A 21,541-nucleotide genomic window follows, 5' to 3' on the forward strand; every position below is an offset into this window, starting at 1 on the left:
GCCGGCAAATGGTCTGGCACAGCGATGCCGAACCGTCGCCCGTCTCGGAACAGGCGGGCCGGGCCAATTTTGCCAAGCCGCCGACCCTTCGTGCGACGACTTTGTCGATCACCAACCTGCATCGGCATGGCGAGCTTTATGCCGAGTTCCTGAAGGCCCGGAAGCGGGTCTTCATCGACGGCAAGGGCTGGGATCTGCCCTCGACCGACGGGATGGAGTTCGACCAGTACGACACGCCTCTGAGCCGCTGGATCGTGGTGCACGAGTTCGGCGAGGTGCTGGCCGGGATTCGGCTGACGCCGACGACGGCGCAGTGCGGGATCTACAGCTACATGCTGCGCGATGCGCAGCGGGGGCTTCTGGGCGACATTCCCGCGACGGTGCTGCATTACCGTGCCCCGGTGTCGGACAAGATATGGGAGGCGGCGCGGCTTTTCGTGTCGGACGGCCAGCCGGCGAGCCGGCGGTCGCTGTTGCAGAAGACGCTGCTTCTGTCGATGGCGCGGTCGGCCGTCGAGGTGGGCGCGACGCAGGTGATCGGCATCGTGCCGGCGGTCTTCCAGCGCTGGATGGCGCGGATCGGGATGAGCGCCCTGCCGATCGGCCCGCGGATGGAGATCGACGGAGACCGGACCCAGGCCGCGATGATGAACGTGCGGGCCCTGGTCGAGGGGCTGACCAACGAGGGGTAGGGCGGGCCCCGAGTCGTCGAGCGGGAGAGATTGACCGGTTTGGTGATCGGGAACCGAGCCGGCCCGCGCCGAGGTCAGGAACGATTCGGCGAGCTTTTTCAAAAAGTTGGAAACATCCGGCATCCAGCCCCTGCGGGGCTTGAATGATGTTCAGGAAGTGGTGAGCCGTGCAGGATTCGAACCTGCGACCCACTGATTAAAAGTCAGTTGCTCTACCAACTGAGCTAACGGCCCACTAGGCGGCCTATCTAGAAAGAGGCGGGGGGGCGGTCAACCCATAATTTGGGGAATTTCACGTGGCCGCTGGATTCGTTGCAGGCGGGCCGTTATATGCCGCCCCATGAGCATCGATCGCCATAGCGGGTTGCCCTTCATGAAGATGCACGGGCTGGGGAACGACTTTGTCGTGCTCGACGGGCGTGCGCGGGCGATTTCCGTGTCGGCGGGGCTGGCCGTGGCGCTGGGGAACCGGCGGACGGGGATCGGGTTCGACCAGCTGGCGTTGATCGAACAGGGCGAGGGCGGCGCGGATGCGCGGCTGACGTTCTGGAACGCCGACGGGTCGTTCTCGGCGGCGTGCGGCAATGCCACGCGGTGCATTGCGCGGTTCCTGATGGACGAGACGGGGCGCGACCGGCTGCACCTGGTGACGGCGCGGGGGGATTTGTACGCGGTCGATGCGGGCGACGGGCTGACCTCGGTCAACATGGGGCAGCCTCAGTTGGATTGGGACGAGATCCCGCTGGCCGAGGAGATGGACACGCTGGAGCTGCCGATCGAGGGCGGGCCGACCGCCACCGGCATGGGCAATCCGCACTGCACCTTCTTCGTGGAAAACGCCGAGGCGGTTCCGCTGGAGCAGTTCGGGCCGCGGTACGAGCATCATCCGCTTTATCCGGAGCGCACCAATGTGCAGGTGGCGAGTGTCATCGGCCCCGATCACCTGCGGATGCGGGTGTGGGAGCGGGGTGCGGGGCTGACGCTGGCGTCGGGGTCGTCGTCCTGTGCCGCGGCTGTGGCCGCGGCAAGGCGGGGGCTGACGGGGCGCAAGGTGCGGGTCGACCTGGATGGCGGGACGTTGTGGATCGACTGGCGCGAGGACGGCGTCTGGATGACCGGGCCGACCACGCATGTGTGCGACGGGGTGATCACGGCGGATTTCCTCGGGGGTGTGGCATGAGCGCGCCGGTGTTCTCGACCATGGGCTGCCGGCTGAACGCCTACGAGACCGAGGCGATGAAGGAGCTGGCGGGGTCGGTGGGCCTCGATAACGCGGTGGTGGTGAACACCTGCGCGGTGACGGCGGAGGCCGTGCGGAAGGCGCGGCAGGAGATCCGGCGCCTGCGGCGGGAGAACCCGGGCGCGCGGCTGATCGTGACGGGCTGTGCGGCGCAGACCGAGCCGGAGACGTTTTCGGCGATGGACGAGGTCGACGTGGTCATCGGCAATACCGAGAAGATGCAGCCCGAGACGTGGCGCGGGATGGCGGCCGATTTCATCGGGCAGACGGAGGCCGTGCAGGTCGATGACATCATGTCGGTGACCGAGACCGCCGGGCATTTGATCGACGGGTTCGGGACGCGGAGCCGCGCCTATGTTCAGGTGCAGAACGGGTGCGATCACCGCTGTACCTTCTGCATCATCCCCTATGGGCGAGGCAATTCGCGGTCAGTGCCGGCCGGCGTCGTGGTGGAGCAGATCAAGCGGCTGGTGGGCAAGGGGTTCAACGAGGTCGTGCTGACCGGCGTGGACCTGACGAGCTGGGGCGCCGATCTGCCGGCGGCGCCGAAGCTGGGCGACCTGGTGATGCGGATATTGAAGCTGGTGCCGGATCTGCCGCGGCTGCGGATTTCGTCGATCGATTCGATCGAGGTGGACGAGAACCTGATGCAGGCGATCGCGACGGAGCCGCGGTTGATGCCGCATCTGCATTTGTCGTTGCAGCATGGCGATGACCTGATCCTGAAACGGATGAAGCGGCGGCATTTGCGGGACGACGCGATTAGGTTTGCCGAGGAGGCACGGCGGCTGCGGCCCGAGATGACGTTTGGCGCCGATATTATTGCAGGCTTTCCGACGGAGAGTGCCGAGGCCTTCGAGAACTCGCTGAAGCTGGTGGAGGAGTGCGGCCTGACCTGGTTACATGTCTTCCCCTACAGCCCTCGGCCCGGCACGCCGGCGGCGCGGATGCCGCAGGTGAACGGCAAGGACATCAAGGCGCGGGCCGCGCGGTTGCGGGCGGCGGGGGAGGCGCGCGTGGCGCGGCATCTGCAGGAGCAGCAGGGCCGGGCGCATCGTGTGTTGATGGAGAATGCGCGGATGGGCCGGACCGAGCAGTTCACCGAGGTGGTCTTCGGCGAGGACCGCGAGGAGGGCGCCATCGTGGAGGCGAAGGTGACCGGGGTGCATGGGCATCAGCTGACTGCGGCGTAGGGCGGGTGCAAACCCACCGTTGCGCCGGAAATCGGTCTCGGTATGGTGAGTTCGCACCCACCATACGGATCATGTCATGCACCCGAACCCGGCCTTTCGCCAGACGCCCGAGGCGCGCAGCATCGGTTTTGCCCGCGAGCAGGGATTCGGCCTGCTCTGCGTGGGGACCGGGGACGCGCCGCTGGTGAGCCATATCCCCTTCCTGTTGTCCGAGGATGGCAAGCGGGCGGAGTTCCATCTTGTCCGGTCGAACCCGATCGCGCGCATGCTTGCCGTGCCGGTGCAGGCGCGTCTCGCGGTGCAGGGACCGCAATCCTATGTCTCGCCCGACTGGTACGGGGTCGAGGACCAGGTGCCGACGTGGAATTACATCGCCGTGCATCTCGTGGGCGAGGTGAGCCTGCAGCCGCAGGAGCGCCTGCACGACCTGCTTGACCGGCAGTCGGCCATGTTCGAGGAACAGCTTGCCCCCAAGACGCCATGGACGACCGCGAAGATGAGCGATGGCGTGATGGAGAAGATGATGCGGCAGATCGTGCCCTGCGTGATGCAGGTGGCCGAAATCGACTCGACGTGGAAGCTGAACCAGAACAAGCCCGGCGAGGTGCGCCTGCGGGCCGCGGGCGAGGTGGCGGACCACGGGCTGGGGCAGGAGACCGCGGCGCTGGCCGCCCATATGCGCGCGCCGGACGGATAGCGATGGACAGGGCGGCGGGGTGGCCCTAGCTTTCCGCTCGAACGCTCAAGGGAGGCCCGCCACATGAAACTGATCGCCGCACTGCCATCGCCGTTTGTCCGCAAGGTGCGGGTGCTGTTGCACGAGACCGGCCAGACCGATGCGGTCGAGCTGGTGGAAATCTCGACCACGCCGATGAAGACCGATGCGCAGGCCGCCGCCGCCAACCCGGTGGGCAAGATCCCGGCGCTGGTGCGCGAGGACGGGCCGGCGATCTATGAGAGCCGGGTGATCTGCCGCTATCTCGACGACCGGTTCGGCGCGGGATTCTACCCGCAGGCGCGGGTGTGGGAGACGCTGACGCTGGAGGCGACGGCGGACGCGATGATGGAGGCGGCCATACTGATGGTCTACGAGCACCGGGTGCGCCCGCCCGAGAAGGTGTTCGACGGCTGGATCGACGCGCAATGGGCCAAGGTCGCCCGCTGTGTCGAGGCGGTGAACGACCGCTGGATGAGCCACCTGAACGGGCCGCTGGACATGAGCCATGTCGCCATCGCCTGTGCGCTGGGCTATCTCGATTTCCGCCATCCCGACCGGAACTGGCGCGATGGGGCCGGGGCGCTGGATGACTGGTACGCGGTGTTCAGCGCGCGCGAGAGCATGAAGGCCACCGCACCGGAGTGAGCGGCGCGGCCGGGGAGGGTGGCATGGGTCATATCGATTTCTGGTACTCGATCGGCAGCACCTATACCTATCTGACCGTGCCGCGCATCGAGGCTGTCGCGCAGCAGGCCGGCGTGGCGGTGCGCTGGCGGCCGTTCAACGTGCGCACGGTGATGGTCGAACAGAACAACATCCCCTTCATGAACAAGCCGGTGAAATCGGCCTACATGTGGCGCGATATCGGGCGTCGGGCGGCGCGCTACGGGCTGACGCCGCGCCTGCCCGCGCCCTATCCGCTGGCGGGGCTGGAACTGGCCAACCGGGTTGCCGTGCTGGCGGAGGAGGAGGGCTGGGTTGCCGAGTATACCCGCGCCACCTATCGCCGCTGGTTCGAGGAGGGGCTTCCGGCGGGCGAGGAGCCGAACCTGAGCGCCAGCATCGCCGAAACCGGGCTCGACCCGGCGCGAGTGATCGCGGAGGCGCAGGGCGAGGCCACCGGCGCCGTGCTCGAGGCGGTCACCGAGGAGGCGGTGGCGCTGGGCGTCTTCGGATCGCCCAGCTTCGTGGCGGGGGGCGAGGTGTTCTGGGGCGACGACCGGCTGGAGGATGCGCTGGATTGGGCAAGGCGTGACGCCGCGCCCCGGTGAGGGCGCGGCAGGCCGGTGTCAGGCGAGACGCGCCCGCAGCCCCGGCAGGCGCGAGAGCAGCACGAGGTCGAAAAGCAGCACCGCGATCAGGGTGAGCCCGGCCAGCGGGAAGGCCAGCGACACGATCAGCCCCGTCAGCACCGCGCCGCGCCAGAGCGGCAGGTCGGCGGGCAGGGGCGGCGGCAACAGGCGAAGCTGGCCACGCGGGCGGCGTTTCCACCACATGACCACGCCGCTAAGGCAGAGGAACAGCACCGACAGGCAGAAGGCGGTGTTGGCCAGGACGCTCCAGAGACCGAGCGTGCCCATGTGCAGGGCGATGCCCACCGCCATGGCCTTGCCGAACCACGAGTAATCCTCGTAGCGCACATCGGCGAGGATCTTGCCGGTGTGGCGGTCGATATGGGTGGTGCGGTCGGCCGTGGGATCGGTGCTGTCGGTGCTCATCGAATCGCGGCTGAGCGTCCAGACGCCGGTGTCGCCCTGCGGCAGGTTCATCTGGTAGCGCCCGTCGAAGCCGATCCGGCGGGCGAAGGCATCGACCGAGTCGAGGCTGAGCGGCCCGGCGATCCCCTCGGTGCCGGCGTCGCTGCCCGAGGCGGGCATCGGGGTCTGCTCCAGCGCCCAGGGCACTTCCTTGGGGCCGTGGTTCATGCTGGCATGGGTGCTGTCCGAGAGCGGCACGTCAACGCCCCATTTGCCGGCCGGGAACTGGTTCCAGGCCTGCACGATCTTCTCGCCCCAGACGCCGGACCAGGACAGGCCGGAGACGAGGAAGAAGATCAGGATGACCGAGATCCAGAGACCCACCGCCCCGTGCAGCGCCCGCCAGCCGGCGCGGCCGCGGCCGATGCGGGGCAGGAGCGCCCGGGCAAGGCCGGTGCCGCGCGGCCACCAGAGGTAGAGGCCGGTGGCGATCAGCACCATGCCGAGGGAGGCCGCGATCTCGATCATCCGGTCGCCGGTGACGCCGAGCAGCAGGGTGCCGTGGAAGTCGTCCGCCAGGTCGTACCAGCCGCTGCGGCGGGGGAAGGTCTCGAGCACTTCGGCGGTGTATGGGTCGAGGGCGACCATGGTGGCGCTGTCGCCCTGATCGACGCGGAAGATGGCGGCGAGGTCGGGGGCCCGCGGGGCGATGTATTGCACGAGGTGGCTGTTGGGCACGGCGGCGAGCGCTGCGTCGGCCTGTACCGAGACGGCCAACGGGGCTTCTTGCGGGGTGACGGGCAGGCGCTCGCCATCGCGCCCGTCGATCCAGGCGATCCAGAGCATGGCCATGCCGGAGAGGGCGAGCATGATGAAGAAGGGGATGATGTAGAGCCCCGCGTAGAAATGCCAGCGCCATGCGGCGCGATAGAACGGGGTGGCCGCCGCGGCGGCGGAGCGGTCACGCGCAGGCGTGCCGGTCAGGTCGGTCGAAACCATGGGAATAGTCCTCTGAAGGGGAAGGGAAATGTCTTCGGTTCAGAGGAGACGCGGCGGGGCGCGCGGGGATTGCAGCAGGAAGGGGGGTGCCACGCGGGCGGCGAAGGCGCGGATCTCGGCGTCGGCCGGGTGGGCCGTGGCGGGGCGCGGCAGGGCGGGGGCCGGCGCGGCGGTATCGGCGGCCAGGAGCTGTACCGACCAGTCGCAGCGCTGGTGGGTGCGCTCGACCGGATTGCCGTTTTCGTCGAGCGTGACGGTGACGGTTTCGCCGCCGGTACACAGGACGAGGGTCAGCGCCCCGTTCATCCAGGCGGGCATGGTGCCGGGGGCGAGCCCGGCATAGAGGGCGAAGATCAGGACGAGGACAGCGCCGACCGGCCGCAGGCGCCGGCGAGGCCGGGCGGTTGCAGTCATTTGGCGGGCCCTTCAGCCGTCATGGCGCGCCGGCCCCCTGATCAGAAGCTGTAGCTGACGCCGAAATTGATGGCGTGGGTGGTCAGCTCGGTGCTGAGGCGGCCGGGAAGCTGGCCGGGCACCGCCGGGTCGGCGTCGAGCGTGATGTCGTTGTCGGACCAGGTGATCTGGTACTCGCCGAAGAGCGCCCAGCGGTCGTTCAGGTCGTATTTCATGCCCGCGATCCCGCGCAGCGCGATGCCGGTCTGTTCGTAGTCGAAGGTGCGGTTGGTGGCACCGACCACCTGTGCATCGACATGCGGGATGGCAAGGCCGACACCGGCGCCCAGATAGGGCGTGAAGTTCGAGCCCTTGAAGAAGCCGGGCCAGCGTTTCATCACGTTGGCGGTGATGATGTTGTGGCCGTCGGACAGCTCGAACCGGCCGAGGCCCGTCGCGGCGAGATCGGCGGCCGAGGCATAGGCCTTGGTATGCGTGCCCTCGACACCGAAACCGATGTTGTTGCTGTTCCACCACATGGCGCGGCCGCCATAGTAGATCGGCGCCTCGAACGGCTTGCCGTCCCAGTTGAACTTGCGGCTGAACGCCGCGCCGCCGGGCAGGGTGCCGCTGCCGCGGCTGTCGGACACGCCCTGCCAGCCGAGATAGAGGCTGAGCTCGATTTCCGCGGCGGCCGGGCTGGCCAGCAGGACAAGGGCGGCGAGGGCGGATCTGGCGTAACGCAGCATGGGGGTCTCTTTTTTCCGGTGTGCGGTTCGGTGCCTGCTTACACGCCACCGTCCCGGCCCACAAGCGCGACAGATGAGCGCCCTTGTCAAATCGTGGCGAATGTGCACTGGACGCCTCGCCAAACGCCCGCTAAACAGCGGGTCGGAAACGTGCCCGGTGCTCTTGCGCCGTGGTCATGTCATTGAGATGATGAACTTGGCCGGTTCCGGCTTGAGAATGGAGTAAACCTCGTGTCCCACGAAGAAGATCACGCAGGCACTCGTAGGGATTTCCTCTACTATGCCACCGCAGGCGCAGGTATCGTCACCACGGGGGCCGTTGTCTGGCCGCTGGTGAACCAGATGAACCCGTCGGCCGACGTTCAGGCGCTGAGCTCGATCCGGGTGGATGTTTCTGGCGTCTCGGCCGGCACCCAGCTGACGGTGAAATGGCTGGGCAAGCCGGTCTTCATCCGCCGCCGGACCGAGGAAGAGATCACCGCCGCCCGCGAGACCGACGTGTCGACGCTGCCCGACGGGCTGGCGCGCAACGACAACCTGCCGCCCGACGCCCCGGCGACCGACGAGAACCGCTCGTTCGGCGAGACCGGCGAATGGCTGGTGGAAATGGGCGTCTGCACGCACCTCGGCTGTGTGCCGCTGGGCAATGCCGGCGATTTCGGCGGCTGGTTCTGCCCCTGCCACGGGTCGCACTACGACACGGCCGGCCGCATCCGCAAAGGCCCCGCGCCCGAGAACCTGCCGGTTCCGATCGCGGAATTCGTCGACGAAACCACGATCCAACTCGGATAAGGAAGCGCGCTCATGTCCGGAATTCCGCACGATCACTACGAACCGAAATCGGGCGCCGAGAAGTGGCTGCACAAGCGGCTTCCCATCGTCAGCCTGATGTATGACACGCTGATGATCCCCACGCCCAAGAACCTCAACTGGATGTGGATCTGGGGGATCGTCCTGACCTTCTGCCTGGTGCTGCAGATCGTCACCGGCATCGTCCTGGTGATGCATTACACGCCGCATGTCGACCTGGCCTTCGCCTCGATCGAGCACATCATGCGCAACGTGAACGGCGGCTACATGATCCGCTACCTTCACATGAACGGCGCCTCGCTGTTCTTCTTCGCCGTCTACATCCACATCTTCCGCGGCCTCTACTACGGCTCGTACAAGGCCCCGCGCGAGATCACGTGGATCGTCGGCATGCTGATCTACCTGGCGATGATGGGCACGGCCTTCATGGGCTACGTGCTGCCCTGGGGGCAGATGTCGTTCTGGGGCGCCACGGTGATCACCGGCCTGTTCGGCGCGATCCCGTTCATCGGCGAATCGATCCAGACCTGGCTGTTGGGCGGACCGGCGGTGGACAATGCCACGCTGAACCGCTTCTTCAGCCTGCACTACCTGCTGCCCTTCGTGATCGCCGCCCTGGTGGCCGTTCACATCTGGGCCTTCCACACCACGGGCAACAACAACCCCACCGGTGTCGACGTGCGCCGCACCTCGAAGGCCGATGCCGAGAAGGACACGGTTCCGTTCTGGCCCTATTTCGTCATCAAGGACCTGTTCGCGCTGGGCGTGATCATGGTGGTGTTCTTCGCCATCGTGGGCTTCATGCCGAACTACCTCGGCCACCCGGACAACTATATCGAGGCCAACGCGCTGGTGACGCCTGCGCATATCGTGCCCGAATGGTACTTCCTGCCGTTCTACGCGATCCTGCGCGCCTTCACCTCGGACGTGTGGGTGGTGATGCTGGCAAGCTGGATCACCGGCGGCATCGTCAACGCCAAGTTCTTCGGCGTGCTGGCCATGTTCGGCGCAATCGCGGTGATGGCGCTGGTGCCGTGGCTCGACACCTCGTCGGTGCGCTCGGGCCGCTACCGGCCGATGTTCAAGTGGTGGTTCTGGCTGCTGGTCATCGACTTCGTCGTGCTGATGTGGGCCGGGGCCATGCCGGCCGAGCCGCCCTACTCGACGATCTCGCTGATCGGGTCGGCCTACTGGTTCGCGTACTTCCTGGTAATCCTGCCGCTGCTTGGCGTGATCGAGAAGCCCGAGGCGCAGCCCGAGACCATCGAGGACGATTTCAAGGCCCATTACGGCAAAGCCGAAACGCCGGCCGAGTGAAGAAAGGACAAGGGACAATGTTGAAAAAGATTGCGATCTCCGCAGTTGCCGCCCTGGCCCTTTCGGGCTCGGGGGTGATGGCGGCCGAAGGCGAAAGCCACGTGCATGACGTCGACTTCTCGTTCGAGGGGCCGTTCGGCTCTTTCGACCAGAACCAGCTTCAGCGCGGGCTCAAGGTCTATACCGAGGTCTGCGCCTCCTGCCACGGCATGCAATACGTGCCGTTCCGGACGCTGTCGGACGAGGGCGGGCCGCACCTGCCCGAGGACCAGATGCGGGCCTACACGGCGAATTTCGAGGTCTTCGACCCCGAGCTCGACGATTTCCGCACCGCGAAGCCGACCGACCACTTCCCCAAGTCGAACCTGGAAAACGCCCCTGACCTGAGCCTGATGGCCAAGGCGCGTGCCGGGTTCCACGGGCCCTACGGCACCGGCATCAACCAGCTCTTCAAGGGCATGGGCGGGCCGGAATACATCGTGTCGATCCTGACCGGCTATACCGGCGAGACCAAGGAAGAGGCGGGCACCACGCTTTACGAGAACACCGCCTTCCCCGGCGGCTGGATCGCGATGGCGCCGCCGCTTTACGGCGAGGACGTGGAGTTCGACGACGGGCACTCGAACGAGCTGCACCACGAGGCCGAGGACGTGGCCGCCTTCCTGACCTGGGCCGCCGAGCCCAAGCTGATGGCGCGCAAGCAGGCCGGGCTGGCCGGGGTGATCTTCCTCACGGTGCTGACCGTGCTGCTGTACCTGACGAACAAGCGCCTCTGGGCGCCGATCAAGGGCAAGAAGACGGCCTGATCCGCACGGCATTTGAATTTGGGAAACCCCTGCCTGAATTGGCGGGGGTTTTTCTTTGGGCTGGCGTTGGAAGGGGGCGCTGCGCCTAGCGTTGAATTTCCAGCGGAAATTCAACGTCTCCCCCGGGATATTTTCCGGCCAGAAGAAGCCGGGGCGGGGCTTTGCTCAGGCGCCGCGGGGCATGGGGTTCTGGGCCTTGTTGTAGGGCAGCCAGTCGGTGATCTCGGGGTAGTACATCTGCCGCCACTGGCGCACGCGGGGGTTCATCACGCGGTGCCAGACCGGGGGCACCATCGCCGCCATGGTCATGACCGGGTAGCCGTAGGGCAGTTGGGGCGCCTCGTCCTGTCCGTAATTCTGCAGGAGCGGGAAGCGGCGATCGGGCTTGTAATGGTGGTCGGAATGGCGCTGGAGGTTGATCAGCAGCCAGTTCGACGCCTTGTGCGCCGCGTTCCAGCTGTGCTGGGGTTTGACGTGTTCGTAGCGGCCCTCGCCCAGGTGTTTGCGGGTGAGGCCGTAATGCTCGACATAGTTGACGAGCTCGAGCTGCCAGACCGCGACGAAGGCTTGCCAGAGGAAGAGGAAGAGCCCGGCCCAGCCGCCGATCAGGATGGCCAGCAGCAGCATGAAGCCCTGCAGCACCCAGTAGCGGAAGAACGGGTTCGACAGGTCCGACCAGGGCAGGCCCTTGCGGGCGAGCATGGCCTTTTCCGCCTTGAAGGAGGATTTCAACGAGCCCAGCAGGACGCGGGGGAAGAAGCGGTAAAAGCCCTCGTTGTAGCGCGCGGTCACCGGGTCGCGCGGGGTGCCGACATGGCGGTGATGCACCTGCAGGTGTTCGGAGCGGAAATGCGAGTAGAGCACCATCGACAGCAGCACGTCCCCCAGGAAGCGCTCGCCCCGGTCCTTCTGGTGCATGAGCTCGTGGGAGTAGTTGATGCCGACGGTGCCGGTGATGACGCCCACGCCGAAGAACAGCACGATGGTTTCCAGTGCCGAGAGATGCGCATCGCCCGGGCCGGTGACGTACCAGATCAGCCCGAAGAGCAGGGCGAACTGCACCGGCGGCCACACGAGGGTGATGGCCTTGTACCATGTCAGGTCATCCTCGCCCGTCTCGGGGTCGGCATTGTCGAGGTTGAGGCCGAGGATCGCGTCGAGGATCGAGAAGAAATACCACGTCACGATCGGCACGAGGATCACCGTCCAGCCGCCGACGGTGGCGCCGAGAATGGCGACGGGCACGAGCAGCAGCGACATCCAGAAGGGGATGGCGTTCTGCAGGTTGATGGCCTGTCTGGCAGGGATCATGGCGTGGCTCCTCGGTTCTTGCCGCGCGGTCAGTCTAGCGGGCATTTTCGAAGCTTCCATGCGCCAAGTCAAAAACCTTTCGCATGACGGTGGGTAACGATGCGGGGCGGAAATCCCTCGGCAGGAGGAAGGTGCCGCGGGCCGGTGCGGTGTCGGCGGGGACGAGCGCCACGTCGATCTTCAGGCGCAGGTGGAAATGGGTGAAGGTGTGGCGGGCTTCCTCGGGGAGGCGGTGCCAGTCGGCCGCGAGGGGCGGGGCGGGCCGGGGGGCTTCGTTCCAATCGCTGCCGGGCCAGCCGAGCATGCCGCCGAGGAGGCCGCTGTCGGGGCGGCGTTCCAGCAGCCAGGCGCCATCGGTGCGGCGGGCGACATAGGCGTAGCCATACCGGGTGGGCTTGGTCTTTTTCGGCGCCTTGACGGGGAGCTCGGATTCCACGCCGGCCCTGCGGGCGAGGCAAGGCTCGCGCCAGGGGCAGATGCCGCAGGCGGGGGAGCGGGGCGTGCAGATGGTGGCGCCGAGGTCCATCACCGCCTGGGCGTAGCAGCCGGGGCGCTCATTCGGGGTCATCCGGGCGGCGGCGGCCGTCATCTCGGGCTTGGCGGCGGGCAGGGGGGTGCGGATGTTGAAAAGCCGGGCCATCACCCGCTCGACATTGCCGTCAACCACCACCTCCGGCGCGTCGTAGGCGATGGCCGAGATGGCGGCGGCGGTATAGGGGCCGATGCCGGGCAGGGCCAGAAGCCCCTCGCGCGTGTCGGGGAAGCGGCCTCCATGCTCCTCCGCGACGACACGGGCGCATTTCAAAAGGTTGCGGGCACGGGCGTAATAGCCAAGCCCCGCCCATTCGCCCATCACCACGCCATCCTCGGCCCGCGCGAGGTCGTTCACCGTGGGCCAGAGCGTGGTGAAGCGTTCGAAATAGGCTTTCACCGCCGCGACGGTGGTCTGTTGCAGCATCACCTCGGACAGCCAAACGCGGTAGGGGTCGGGCCGCACGCCCGCCGCCCGCGCCGACGGCCCCACGCGCCACGGCAGGTCGCGGGCATGCCGGTCGTACCAGTCGAGGAGTTCCTGAACCTGCCCGTCACGCATCTGTTATGCCTCTCCCTCATCTCGGGGGCTGTCATCGCCCGCCACTTGGCCTAAGTTAGGGCAGAACCGCCGGGAGGTCAGCCATGCCCGCCCACAAGGGCACAACATTCGGTTTCAAGCGCGGTGCGACCCTGTTGGGGCCGCAAATTCGCAAGGCGTCCGAGACGCGGGGCTTTGCCGTGAGCCGCGTGCTGACCCATTGGGCCGAGATCGTGGGTGACGAGATCGCCGCCATCGCCCGCCCCGTCGAGGTGAGTTATGGCCGGCAAGGGTTCGGCGCAACCCTGTCGGTGCTGACCACCGGCGCGCAGGCCCCGATGCTGGAGATGCAGAAGGAGGTCCTGCGCGAGCGGGTGAACGCGGCCTATGGCTACAACGCCATCGCCCGCATCCGCATCACCCAGACCGCCCCCACCGGCTTTGCCGAGGGGCAGGTGGCGTTCGAGACACGCCCGAAAAAGGCCCCGGCGGCCGCGCCCGACCCCGAGGCCGGGCGCCACGCCGCCGAGATCGCCGCGCCGGTCCATGACGAGGGGCTGAGGCAGGCCCTTGAAGCCCTGGGCCGGAACGTTCTATCCAGACGCAAACCCTGACCGAAGGAATTCCGCGATGAACCGCATGATCATCCCCGGGGCCGTGGCCCTTGCCCTTGTTGCCGGCCTGGCGTGGTGGCTGAACTCGCAGCCCACCCCGGCGCAGAGCGACCTGCCCTTTGCCGCCGTCAACGCGCAGCAGACCGATGGCGAGGCGGCGGAGACCGCCGAGACGGAAGAGGCGGCCGACATGGAAGAGGGGGCCGCGAGCGAAGAGGCCGCCGAGGCCGAGGATGGCGCTGCCACCGATGAGGGCGCCGAGGTGGCCGATGAAGAGATCGATACCTCGACCATCGTCGAGATGTCGCTGGGCAACCCGGACTCGAAGGTCACGATGATCGAATACGCCTCGTTCACCTGCCCGCATTGCGCCAATTTCCACCAGAACCAATTCAAGCAGCTGAAGGCGGATTACATCGACACCGACAAGATCCACTTCATCTACCGCGACGTCTATTTCGACCGCTACGGGCTCTGGGCCGCAATGGTCGCCCGCTGTGGCGGGGAAGAGCGGTTCTTCGGCATCGCCGACATGCTCTATACCCAGCAGCGCGACTGGATCGGCACCGGGCAGGATCCGGTGGCCATCGCCGACCGGCTGCGCAAGATCGGCAAGGTGGCCGGGCTGGAGGAAGACCAGCTCGAGGCGTGCCTGACCGACAACCAGAAGGCCAAGACGCTGGTCGCCTGGTACCAGGAGCACGCCGAGGAAGACGAGATCAGCTCGACCCCGACGCTGATGATCAACGGCGAGCAGCATTCCAACATGTCCTATGACGAGCTGAAAGAGGTGCTGGACGAGGCGCTCGGCGAATGAAGCAGGCACCGCTGGCCGGGCTGAAGGTCGTCGAACTGGCCCGGATCCTTGCCGGCCCCTGGGCCGGGCAGACGCTGGCCGACCTGGGCGCCGAGGTGATCAAGGTGGAAAGCCCCGCGGGCGACGATACCCGCGCGTGGGGCCCGCCCTTCATCGAGCGGGGCGAGGACCGGACGGCCGCCTATTTCCATTCCTGCAACCGGGGCAAGGCCAGCGTGGCCGTCGATTTCCGCACCGAGGCGGGCCAGGCCCGGGTGCGGGAACTGGTGGCCGAGGCCGATATCCTGATCGAGAATTTCAAGGTGGGTGGTCTGGCCAAGTACGGGCTGGATTACGCCAGCCTGTCGGAGCTGAACCCGCGGCTGATCTATTGTTCGATCACCGGGTTCGGGCAGGACGGGCCTTATGCCCACCGTGCCGGGTACGATTACATCATCCAGGGCATGTCGGGGCTGATGTCGATCACGGGCGAGCCTGACGGCCAGCCCCAGCGTGCGGGCGTGGCGGTGACGGACCTGTTCACCGGGCTTTATTCCGTGGCCGGTATCCTGGCCGCGCTGCACCAGCGGGAGCGGACGGGCAAGGGCCAGCATATCGACATGGCGCTGCTCGATTGCGCCGTGGCGGCGACGGCGAACCAGGCGATGAACTACCTCGCCACCGGCACGCCGCCGGGGCGGACGGGGAACTATCACCCGAACCTCGCGCCCTACCAGGTGTTCGACTGTGCCGACGGCTATATCATCATCGCCACCGGCAACGATGCGCAGTACCAGCGGCTGTGCCGGGTGCTGGGCTGTGACGACCTGGCCGAGGCGCCGGACTTCCTGCGCAATGCCGACCGGGTGGCGAACCGCGAGGCGCTGATCGCGGCGCTGACGGCGCGGACGTTGACGTTTTCCAAGGCCGACCTGCTGGCCGCCTGCGAGGCCGAGGGCATTCCCGCCGGGCCGATCAACGACCTGTCGGAGGTGTTTGAAGACCCGCAGGTGAAAGCGCGCGGGATGCGCGTGGAGCTTGACGGCGTGCCGGGCGTGCGGGGGCCGTTCACGTTTTCCGATGCGGAGCTGGCGCTGGAGCGGGCGTCGCCGAAGCTGGGCGAGGACGGGTGAGATTTTGGGCGATGGTGGGTTTCACCCACCCTATAGGACCTTTTCTAACGCCTCTTCGAAGGCCGACCAATCTTCTATTTCGAGTCTGACCGGCAGGGTCAGCACCTTCTGACGGAAGGCTTGCGGCAGACGGACGGCATCCTTCTCCGTCGTGACGAGCTGGGCGTTCAGCAGCTTCGACTCCGCCTCAAGCCGGGTCATCAGGGCCTGGGTCAGCGGCTGGTGATCCTCCAGCGCCTCGGCGCGGGACAGTTCGGCGCCCTGCGCGCGGAGGGTGGCGAAGAACTTCTCGGGGTGGCCGATGCCGGCGAAGGCGAGGAAGCGGGTGCCGGACCAGTCCATGCCGGTCTGCAGCGGCGCGAGATGGCCGGTCAGGGCCGGAACGGTGAGGGAGGGGCCCCAGGTTTCGCGGAATGCCGCCTGTGCGTCCCCGGGCCCGATGCTGAGCAGCAGGTCGGCGCGGGAGAGGCCGGTTTCCACCGGCTCCCGCAGGGGGCCGGCCGGGATGCAACGCCCGTTGCCGAAGCCGCGGGCGGCGTCGACCACCACCAGCGATAAATCCTTGGCCACCGACGGGTTCTGGAACCCGTCATCCATCACGATCACGTCGGCCCCGGCCTTGGCCGCCGCCCGGGCCGCAGCCGCCCGGTCGCGACCGATCCAGACGGGGGTGAAGGCGGCGATCAGCAGCGGCTCGTCACCAACCTCGGCATAGCCGTGGGTCTTGGGATCGACCTCCACCGGGCCGGTCAGGGTGCCGCCATAGCCGCGCGAGACGACGACGGGCTTCAGCCCCTTCGCCTGCAGCCGCTGCACCAGCGCGATCACGGTAGGAGTCTTGCCGGTGCCCCCGGCGTTGAGGTTGCCGACGCAGATCACCGGCACGCCGGGCCGGATCCCCTCGGCCCCGGCCAGCCGCCGCGCCGTCGCCCGCGCGTAGAGCGCGCCCAGGGGCGACAGCAGCCGCGCCGCAAGGCCCGGCGTCTCGGGCGGCCTGTCCCAGAAGGCGGGCGCGCGCATCAGGCCACCGTGCGTTCGTCGAGGGCGAGGAGGATGGCGTCGACCAGCTGGTCCATCACCGCCGCGCTTTGGGTGGCGACGTCCCACGCCGCGTGGGCCATCGCCGCCGACTGGTCGGGCGGGATGATCCGCTGCACCGCCTCGGCCAGCGTGCGGGCATCGCGCACAATCCGCGCCGCGCCGGCCTCGGCGAAGCGTGAATAGGCGGAAAGGTAGGTGCGGATATTGGGCCCGTAGAGGATGGCCGAACCGTGCGCCGCCGGCTCGTTCGGGTCGCTGCCATGGGCGCCGGCGACCAGCGACGAACCCATGAAGCATATGGGCGAAATCCTGTACCACAGCCCCAGTTCGCCGCGTGTGTCGGCCAGGATCACCTGTGTCGTTTCGTCCGGCAGGGTGCCGTCGGACCAGGTGATATAGCGCAGGCCGCTGGCCTTCAGCGCGGCGTGAAACGGCGCGCTTTCCTCGGGGTTGGCCGGCACGATGACCAGCAGCACCCGGTGCGACATGCCGATGACGGCCTCGTTCGCCTCGAGCACGGCGTCGAGCTCGTCCACATGAACCCGTGCGGCCAGCCAGACGGGCCGACCGCGCAACAGCCCGGTCAGCTCTTCTCGGTCGCTTTCGTTGTAGGGAAGGGGCTTGGATTCCTCGCGCAGGGCGCCGGTCACGCGGATCGAGACATCGCGCAGGCCGACGCGGCGGCGCAGGAAGGTCTCGGTGCCCGGCGTGCGCGCCATGATGAACGAGAACCGCCGCAACGCGCCGCGGCTGGCATTGGGCAAAAGGCGCCAACCCGGCTGTGTGAGCCGCGATTCGTCGGCATCGACGAGGTAGAGCGGAATGCCCGTCCGGTGCGCCGCGGCCAGGATCGCGGGTTTCAGGTCGCCCGCCGTCCAGACGCAGATATCGGGGCGCCAGTGGTTGATGAAGGCCTGCGCCGCGCCCGAGTTGTCGGCCGGGGTGGGGTGCACGTAGACGCTGCCGGGCTCGTCGGGAAGGATGTCGGGCGCGCCGGTCAGCAGCACGTGGATATCGGGCCGGGCATGGGCCAGCCGGTCGGCGAGGTGCAGCGCCACGTCGGAATGGGTGCGGGTGGTGGCATGGCACCAGACAACCTCGCCCTCGGGCCGCGAGGGCGGGGCGGTGCTGTCGCTTGACGGTTCACGCCCTGCCACGGCCGGTTTAGCCCAATTCCTCGGTTGACGAGGCCGGTGTTTCCTCGTCGCGGAGGCGGTGCAGGTGGGCGATGTAATAGCGCATGTGGGCGTTGTCGACGGTGCGGTGCGCCTCGGATTTCCAGGCGTTGTAGGCGCTGTCGTAATCGGGGAAGATGCCGACGATATGCAGGTCGTCGATATTCTTGAAGACGTTGCGCGAGGGGTCTTCCAGCTCGCCGCCGAAGACGAGGTGCAGGCGTTGGGTCATGGTGTGTCCTCCCGCTTGGGTCAAATCGGGCGCAGGGTAGTCCTTTGCCCGGCAGGGTCAAGCACGGCGCCTTGACGGGGGGCGGGAAAGCGGCCAGTCAGGAGGGGTTTTCTTGCGGGACCGATCCACCATGTCGAAACCCTTCCTCGTGCTGCAGCTGCGCCCCGAACAGGAGGCCGCCGACGACGAGTTCGCGGCGATCCTGCGCAAGGGCGGGCTGGAGGAGGGGCAGGCGCGGCGGGTGCGGCTGGACCGGGAGGACCTGCCCGGCGACCTGCGGCTCGATGATTTGGCGGGCGTGATCGTGGGCGGCGGCCCCGGCTGTGTCAGCGACGCGCCGGAGGAGAAGACCGAGGTCGAGGTGCGGATCGAGCGGCAGGTGCTGTCGCTGATGCCCGAGATCACGGCGCGCGATTTTCCTTTCCTCGGCTGCTGTTACGGGATCGGCATCCTCGGCAAGCACCTGGCGGGCGATGTCAGCAAGCGGGCGCATGGCGAGCCGGTGGGCACGTCGGCCTGCGAGGTGACGGCGGAGGGCAAGGACGACCCGCTCCTCGATGGCGTGCCGACGGCGTTCGACGCCTTCGTGGGCCACAAGGAAGCGCTGCAGGCGCTGCCGCAGGGTTGTGTGCACCTCGTGCGGTCGGAGGCCTGCCCGTTCCAGATGGTCCGACACGGCGCGCATGTCTATGCCACGCAGTTCCACCCCGAGGCCGATGCGGACGGGTTCGAGACCCGCATCCGCATCTATCGCAACAAGGGGTATTTCCCGCCCGAGACGGCGGATGACCTGATCGCCATGTGCCGCGCGGCGGAGGTGTTCGCGCCGGAGATGATCCTGCGGAACTTCGTGGCGCGCTACGGCTGAGGGCTTAGCCCTCGATCATCTCGACGCGCGTGGCGTGGCGGCCGCCCTCGAACTCGGTCGACAGGAAGGCGTCGACGATCTCCAGCGCCAGCCCCTCGCCCACCACCCGCGCGCCGAGCGACAGGATGTTGGCGTCGTTGTGCTGGCGGATCATCCGGGCCGAGAACGTGTCGGAGCAGACGCCACAGCGGATGCCCTTCACCTTGTTGGCGGCCATCATGATGCCCTGCCCGGTGCCGCAGAGGATGATGCCGAGCGCGCAATCGCCCGAGGCGACCTTTTCCGCCGCGGCCTGCCCGTGTTTGGGGTAGTGGGTGCTTTCGGGCGTCATCGGCCCGATATCCACGGCCTCCCACCCGGCGGCGGTGATGTGCTCGGCGATGGCCTTGCGAAGGTCGATGGCGGCGTGGTCGCTGGAAAGGACGATGCGCTTGCTGGTCATGGGAGGGGTGCCCCGATCTGGAGTGTCGTGAATGGGAGGTGGGGACCGCCTAGCAAACCCGGCCGGCTTTCGGAAGCCCGAAAGGACGTCGCCGCGGGCGGTATCTTGCCGCGGTTCGGGTGGGGGCTTGCGGTGCCGGGCGAATCGTAACATATGAAGTTACATGAAACGGGACAGCCGCCTTTCCTCCGTCCTCCACGCGCTCCTGCACATGGCCGAGCGGGACGCGCCGATGACCTCGGAACAGCTTTCGCGCTGCCTCGGGACCAACCCGGTGGTGGTAAGGCGTACCATGGGGTTCCTGCGCCGGGCGGGGATCGTGGCGTCGGACCGCGGGCAGGCCGGGGGCTGGCGGATCGCGGCGGACCTGTCGGCGATTACCTTGCGCGACCTGCATGTCGCGCTGGAAGAGCCGGATGTCTTCGCCATCGGCCACCGCAACGACGCGCCGGAATGCCTTGTCGAGCAGTCGGTGAACGCCGCGCTGGACAAGACCTTTGCCGAGGCCGAGGCGTTGCTTCTTCGGCGCATGGGGGAGGTGACGCTGGCCGATCTCGCACGGGATTTCGCGGAGCGCTTCGCCGCCCGGCGGCAGCAGGTCGAGGATTGGAAGAATGGTGCATGATGTTGTTATCATTGGCGGCGGCTATGCCGGTATGGCAGCGGCGCTTCAGTTGCTGCGCGCCCGGCGGTCGGTGGCCATCGTCGACGCCGGGCTGCGCCGGAACCGGTTTGCCAGCCACGCCCACGGGTTCCTGTCACAGGACGGTGTCCCGCCCGGGGAGATTGCCGCGCAATCGCGGGCGCAGTTGGAGCGTTACGCGGACCTGACGTGGATCGAGGGGGAGGCCGCGACGCTCGACGGGGCGCGGGATGCGTTCGAGGTCGGGCTGGGCGACGGGGCGCCCCTCACCGGGCGCCGGGTTCTGATGGCCGCCGGGGTGCGGGATACGCTGCCGGAGGTCGACGGGATCGGGGAACGCTGGGGCCGGTCGGTCTTTCACTGTCCCTATTGCCATGGCTACGAGCTCGACCGGGGCCCGATCGGCGTGATCGGCAGCGGGCCGATGTCGGTGCATCAGGCGGAATTGCTGACGGAATGGGGGCGTGTCACGTTCTTTCCCAATGGCGCGGTCGCGCTTGAGGCCGATATGCGCGAGGCGCTGGAGAGGCGCGGGGTGACGGTCGAGGATGCGGTCATCGAGAGGATCGAGGGTGAGGCCGATATCTGTCTTGCCGATGGCCGCCGGCTTGCCTTTGCGGGGCTCTTCGCCGCGCCGACCGTCTCGCCCGCCAGCCCGCTGGCGGAACGGGCCGGCTGCGCGCTGGAGGACACGCCGATGGGGATGATCCTTCGCACCGACGCGGCGAAACAGACCACGGTGCCCGGCATATATGCCTGCGGCGACGTCGCCACCATGCCGCATTCGGTCTCGCTGGCGGTGAGCGACGGCGCGATGGCCGGGGCTCAGGTCCACCGCTCGCTGGTCTGGCCGGAGGCATGAGCGAGACGACTCCCGGCCATGCCGCGGGCTATGCCGAAAGGGTGGCGCGGCAGGTGCCGGGGCTGCGCGATCTGCACGTCATGACCGGCCTGCTTCTGGCCGAGCACGTGCCCGAGCGGGCGCGGATCCTCGTGCTGGGTGCTGGCGGCGGGCTGGAGCTTCGAGCGCTGGCCGCGGCCCATGCCGGCTGGCGTTTCGACGGGATCGACCCGTCGGCGGCGATGCTGGACCAGGCGCGGGCGACGATGGGCGGGATGGCCGACAGCGTGGTGCTGCACGAGGGGTATATCGGGGATGCGCCGGCGGGGCCGTTCGACGGGGCGGTCTGCCTGCTGACGCTGCATTTCCTGCCGCGAGAGGAGCGGGTGCAGACCTTGCGGCGGCTGGCGGATCGGCTTCGGCCCGGGGCGCCGCTGGTGGTGGCGCATCACAGCTTTCCCGCGGAGGACGGGCAGGCGGATCGCTGGCTGTGGCGCTATGCGCGGTATCAGGCGGCGCGCGGGATGCCGCGGGAGCAGGCGGAGCAGGGGGTTGAGGCGATGAAGGCGCGCCTTCCGTCGCTGTTGCCGGAGGAGGACGAGGCGGTGCTGCGCGAGGCGGGGTTCGGGAGGATCGAGCTTTTCTACGCCGCGCTGACCTTCAAGGGGTGGCTCGCGATCCGGGGGTGACACCGTTCGTTCATGGGCGCCGCATAGGAAAAGGCCGCGGGCAATGCCGCGGCCTTTCCGGTGTCTGTGA

25 protein-coding genes and 1 tRNA gene are annotated in these 21,541 nt (G+C 67.8%); 16 read left to right on the plus strand and 10 right to left on the minus strand.

The window, feature by feature from the left end; translation table 11 throughout:
• The first annotated feature begins 8 nt into the window (after positions 1-8).
• Positions 9-692 (plus strand): acyl-homoserine-lactone synthase, encoded by a 684-nt coding sequence (locus tag ACO07J_RS20265; protein ID WP_422032326.1) that lies wholly within the window; start codon positions 9-11, stop codon positions 690-692.
• A gap of 158 nt (positions 693-850) precedes the next feature.
• Here the strand turns inward: ACO07J_RS20265 and ACO07J_RS20270 are convergent.
• Positions 851-926 (minus strand) — tRNA-Lys (locus ACO07J_RS20270).
• 106 nt (positions 927-1,032) lie between these two features.
• Between ACO07J_RS20270 and dapF the strand changes: the two genes are divergently transcribed.
• From dapF to ACO07J_RS20295, 5 genes are all read left to right on the plus strand, one after another.
• Entirely contained in the window at positions 1,033-1,872 is an 840-nt protein-coding gene (gene dapF / locus ACO07J_RS20275; RefSeq protein WP_422032328.1) for a diaminopimelate epimerase, read from the plus strand.
• On the plus strand, positions 1,869-3,125 hold the full coding sequence (mtaB, locus tag ACO07J_RS20280) for a tRNA (N(6)-L-threonylcarbamoyladenosine(37)-C(2))-methylthiotransferase MtaB (protein WP_422032330.1): 1,257 nt from the start codon (positions 1,869-1,871) through the stop codon (positions 3,123-3,125). Before dapF ends, mtaB begins: the two co-directional genes overlap by 4 nt.
• Positions 3,126-3,201: 76 nt before the next feature.
• Positions 3,202-3,822, plus strand: coding sequence for an FMN-binding negative transcriptional regulator (locus ACO07J_RS20285; protein ID WP_422032332.1), 621 nt, complete (start codon positions 3,202-3,204; stop codon positions 3,820-3,822).
• Positions 3,823-3,885: 63 nt separating this feature from the next.
• Positions 3,886-4,488, plus strand: coding sequence for a glutathione S-transferase (locus ACO07J_RS20290; protein WP_422032334.1), 603 nt, complete (start codon positions 3,886-3,888; stop codon positions 4,486-4,488).
• A gap of 23 nt (positions 4,489-4,511) precedes the next feature.
• Positions 4,512-5,114, plus strand: a complete 603-nt coding sequence (locus ACO07J_RS20295; RefSeq protein ID WP_422032336.1) for a 2-hydroxychromene-2-carboxylate isomerase — start codon at positions 4,512-4,514, stop codon at positions 5,112-5,114.
• Positions 5,115-5,132: 18 nt separating this feature from the next.
• Here ACO07J_RS20295 and ACO07J_RS20300 read toward each other — a convergent pair whose 3' ends face one another.
• Genes ACO07J_RS20300 through ACO07J_RS20310 form a run of 3 tightly spaced genes read right to left on the minus strand, consistent with a single transcriptional unit; the run spans position 5,133 to position 7,681 of the window.
• On the minus strand, positions 5,133-6,539 hold the full coding sequence (locus ACO07J_RS20300) for a PepSY-associated TM helix domain-containing protein (RefSeq protein WP_422032338.1): 1,407 nt from the start codon (positions 6,537-6,539) through the stop codon (positions 5,133-5,135).
• Between the two features lie 39 nt (positions 6,540-6,578).
• Positions 6,579-6,953 (minus strand): hypothetical protein, encoded by a 375-nt coding sequence (locus ACO07J_RS20305; protein WP_422032340.1) that lies wholly within the window; start codon positions 6,951-6,953, stop codon positions 6,579-6,581.
• A 41-nt stretch (positions 6,954-6,994) separates the two neighbouring features.
• Entirely contained in the window at positions 6,995-7,681 is a 687-nt protein-coding gene (locus ACO07J_RS20310) for an outer membrane protein (RefSeq protein WP_422032342.1), read from the minus strand.
• A 231-nt stretch (positions 7,682-7,912) separates the two neighbouring features.
• Here ACO07J_RS20310 and petA point away from each other — a divergent pair, with 231 nt between their 5' ends.
• Genes petA through ACO07J_RS20325 form a run of 3 tightly spaced genes read left to right on the plus strand, consistent with a single transcriptional unit; the run spans position 7,913 to position 10,614 of the window.
• Positions 7,913-8,473 (plus strand): ubiquinol-cytochrome c reductase iron-sulfur subunit, encoded by a 561-nt coding sequence (gene petA / locus ACO07J_RS20315; protein WP_422032344.1) that lies wholly within the window; start codon positions 7,913-7,915, stop codon positions 8,471-8,473.
• Positions 8,474-8,485: 12 nt separating this feature from the next.
• The gene (petB, locus tag ACO07J_RS20320) at positions 8,486-9,808 is read left to right on the plus strand and encodes a cytochrome b (RefSeq protein WP_422032346.1); all 1,323 of its coding nucleotides are present in this window, start codon (positions 8,486-8,488) and stop codon (positions 9,806-9,808) included.
• A gap of 17 nt (positions 9,809-9,825) precedes the next feature.
• Positions 9,826-10,614, plus strand: coding sequence for a cytochrome c1 (locus ACO07J_RS20325; protein ID WP_422032348.1), 789 nt, complete (start codon positions 9,826-9,828; stop codon positions 10,612-10,614).
• 165 nt (positions 10,615-10,779) lie between these two features.
• Here the strand turns inward: ACO07J_RS20325 and ACO07J_RS20330 are convergent, their stop codons facing one another.
• Together ACO07J_RS20330 and mutY are read right to left on the minus strand one after the other, a co-directional pair.
• Positions 10,780-11,925 (minus strand): alkane 1-monooxygenase, encoded by a 1,146-nt coding sequence (locus ACO07J_RS20330; RefSeq protein WP_422032350.1) that lies wholly within the window; start codon positions 11,923-11,925, stop codon positions 10,780-10,782.
• A 34-nt stretch (positions 11,926-11,959) separates the two neighbouring features.
• Entirely contained in the window at positions 11,960-13,018 is a 1,059-nt protein-coding gene (gene mutY, locus ACO07J_RS20335) for an A/G-specific adenine glycosylase (RefSeq protein WP_422032352.1), read from the minus strand.
• Positions 13,019-13,101: 83 nt separating this feature from the next.
• Here mutY and ACO07J_RS20340 point away from each other — a divergent pair, with 83 nt between their 5' ends.
• Genes ACO07J_RS20340 through ACO07J_RS20350 form a run of 3 tightly spaced genes read left to right on the plus strand, consistent with a single transcriptional unit; the run spans position 13,102 to position 15,540 of the window.
• The gene (locus ACO07J_RS20340; protein WP_422032354.1) at positions 13,102-13,611 is read left to right on the plus strand and encodes a DUF721 domain-containing protein; all 510 of its coding nucleotides are present in this window, start codon (positions 13,102-13,104) and stop codon (positions 13,609-13,611) included.
• A 16-nt stretch (positions 13,612-13,627) separates the two neighbouring features.
• Positions 13,628-14,428 (plus strand): DsbA family protein, encoded by an 801-nt coding sequence (locus tag ACO07J_RS20345; protein ID WP_422032356.1) that lies wholly within the window; start codon positions 13,628-13,630, stop codon positions 14,426-14,428.
• Entirely contained in the window at positions 14,425-15,540 is a 1,116-nt protein-coding gene (locus ACO07J_RS20350; RefSeq protein WP_422032358.1) for a CaiB/BaiF CoA transferase family protein, read from the plus strand. Before ACO07J_RS20345 ends, ACO07J_RS20350 begins: the two co-directional genes overlap by 4 nt.
• 30 nt (positions 15,541-15,570) lie before the next feature.
• On the opposite strand, the gene lpxK is transcribed toward ACO07J_RS20350, so the two are convergent.
• The 3 genes from lpxK to ACO07J_RS20365 are packed head-to-tail and all read right to left on the minus strand — an operon-like array spanning position 15,571 to position 17,988.
• The gene (gene lpxK, locus ACO07J_RS20355; RefSeq protein ID WP_422032360.1) at positions 15,571-16,560 is read right to left on the minus strand and encodes a tetraacyldisaccharide 4'-kinase; all 990 of its coding nucleotides are present in this window, start codon (positions 16,558-16,560) and stop codon (positions 15,571-15,573) included.
• Positions 16,560-17,738, minus strand: coding sequence for a 3-deoxy-D-manno-octulosonic acid transferase (locus ACO07J_RS20360; protein WP_422032362.1), 1,179 nt, complete (start codon positions 17,736-17,738; stop codon positions 16,560-16,562). Before ACO07J_RS20360 ends, lpxK begins: the two co-directional genes overlap by 1 nt.
• 7 nt (positions 17,739-17,745) lie before the next feature.
• Positions 17,746-17,988 (minus strand): DUF4170 domain-containing protein, encoded by a 243-nt coding sequence (locus tag ACO07J_RS20365; RefSeq protein WP_422032364.1) that lies wholly within the window; start codon positions 17,986-17,988, stop codon positions 17,746-17,748.
• A gap of 130 nt (positions 17,989-18,118) precedes the next feature.
• Between ACO07J_RS20365 and ACO07J_RS20370 the strand changes: the two genes are divergently transcribed.
• The gene (locus tag ACO07J_RS20370; protein WP_422033472.1) at positions 18,119-18,856 is read left to right on the plus strand and encodes a glutamine amidotransferase; all 738 of its coding nucleotides are present in this window, start codon (positions 18,119-18,121) and stop codon (positions 18,854-18,856) included.
• Positions 18,857-18,860: 4 nt separating this feature from the next.
• Here the strand turns inward: ACO07J_RS20370 and rpiB are convergent, their stop codons facing one another.
• Positions 18,861-19,298, minus strand: a complete 438-nt coding sequence (gene rpiB / locus ACO07J_RS20375) for a ribose 5-phosphate isomerase B (RefSeq protein ID WP_422032366.1) — start codon at positions 19,296-19,298, stop codon at positions 18,861-18,863.
• A gap of 163 nt (positions 19,299-19,461) precedes the next feature.
• Here rpiB and ACO07J_RS20380 point away from each other — a divergent pair, with 163 nt between their 5' ends.
• From ACO07J_RS20380 to ACO07J_RS20390, 3 genes are read left to right on the plus strand one after another with little or no spacing between them, the layout of a single operon-like run.
• A complete protein-coding gene (locus ACO07J_RS20380; protein WP_422032368.1) occupies positions 19,462-19,923 on the plus strand; it encodes an RrF2 family transcriptional regulator in 462 nt (153 codons plus the stop codon).
• Positions 19,913-20,803: an NAD(P)/FAD-dependent oxidoreductase gene (locus ACO07J_RS20385; protein ID WP_422032370.1), complete on the plus strand. Its 891-nt coding sequence runs from the start codon at positions 19,913-19,915 to the stop codon at positions 20,801-20,803. Before ACO07J_RS20380 ends, ACO07J_RS20385 begins: the two co-directional genes overlap by 11 nt.
• Positions 20,800-21,471 carry a class I SAM-dependent methyltransferase gene (locus ACO07J_RS20390; RefSeq protein WP_422032372.1) on the plus strand — a complete coding sequence of 224 codons (672 nt, stop codon included), beginning with the start codon at positions 20,800-20,802 and terminating at the stop codon, positions 21,469-21,471. The genes ACO07J_RS20385 and ACO07J_RS20390 overlap by 4 nt, the downstream gene beginning before the upstream one ends.
• The last annotated feature ends 70 nt before the right edge of the window (positions 21,472-21,541 follow it).

This window comes from Roseovarius sp. (assembly GCF_965228755.1).
GTDB lineage: Bacteria > Pseudomonadota > Alphaproteobacteria > Rhodobacterales > Rhodobacteraceae > Roseovarius.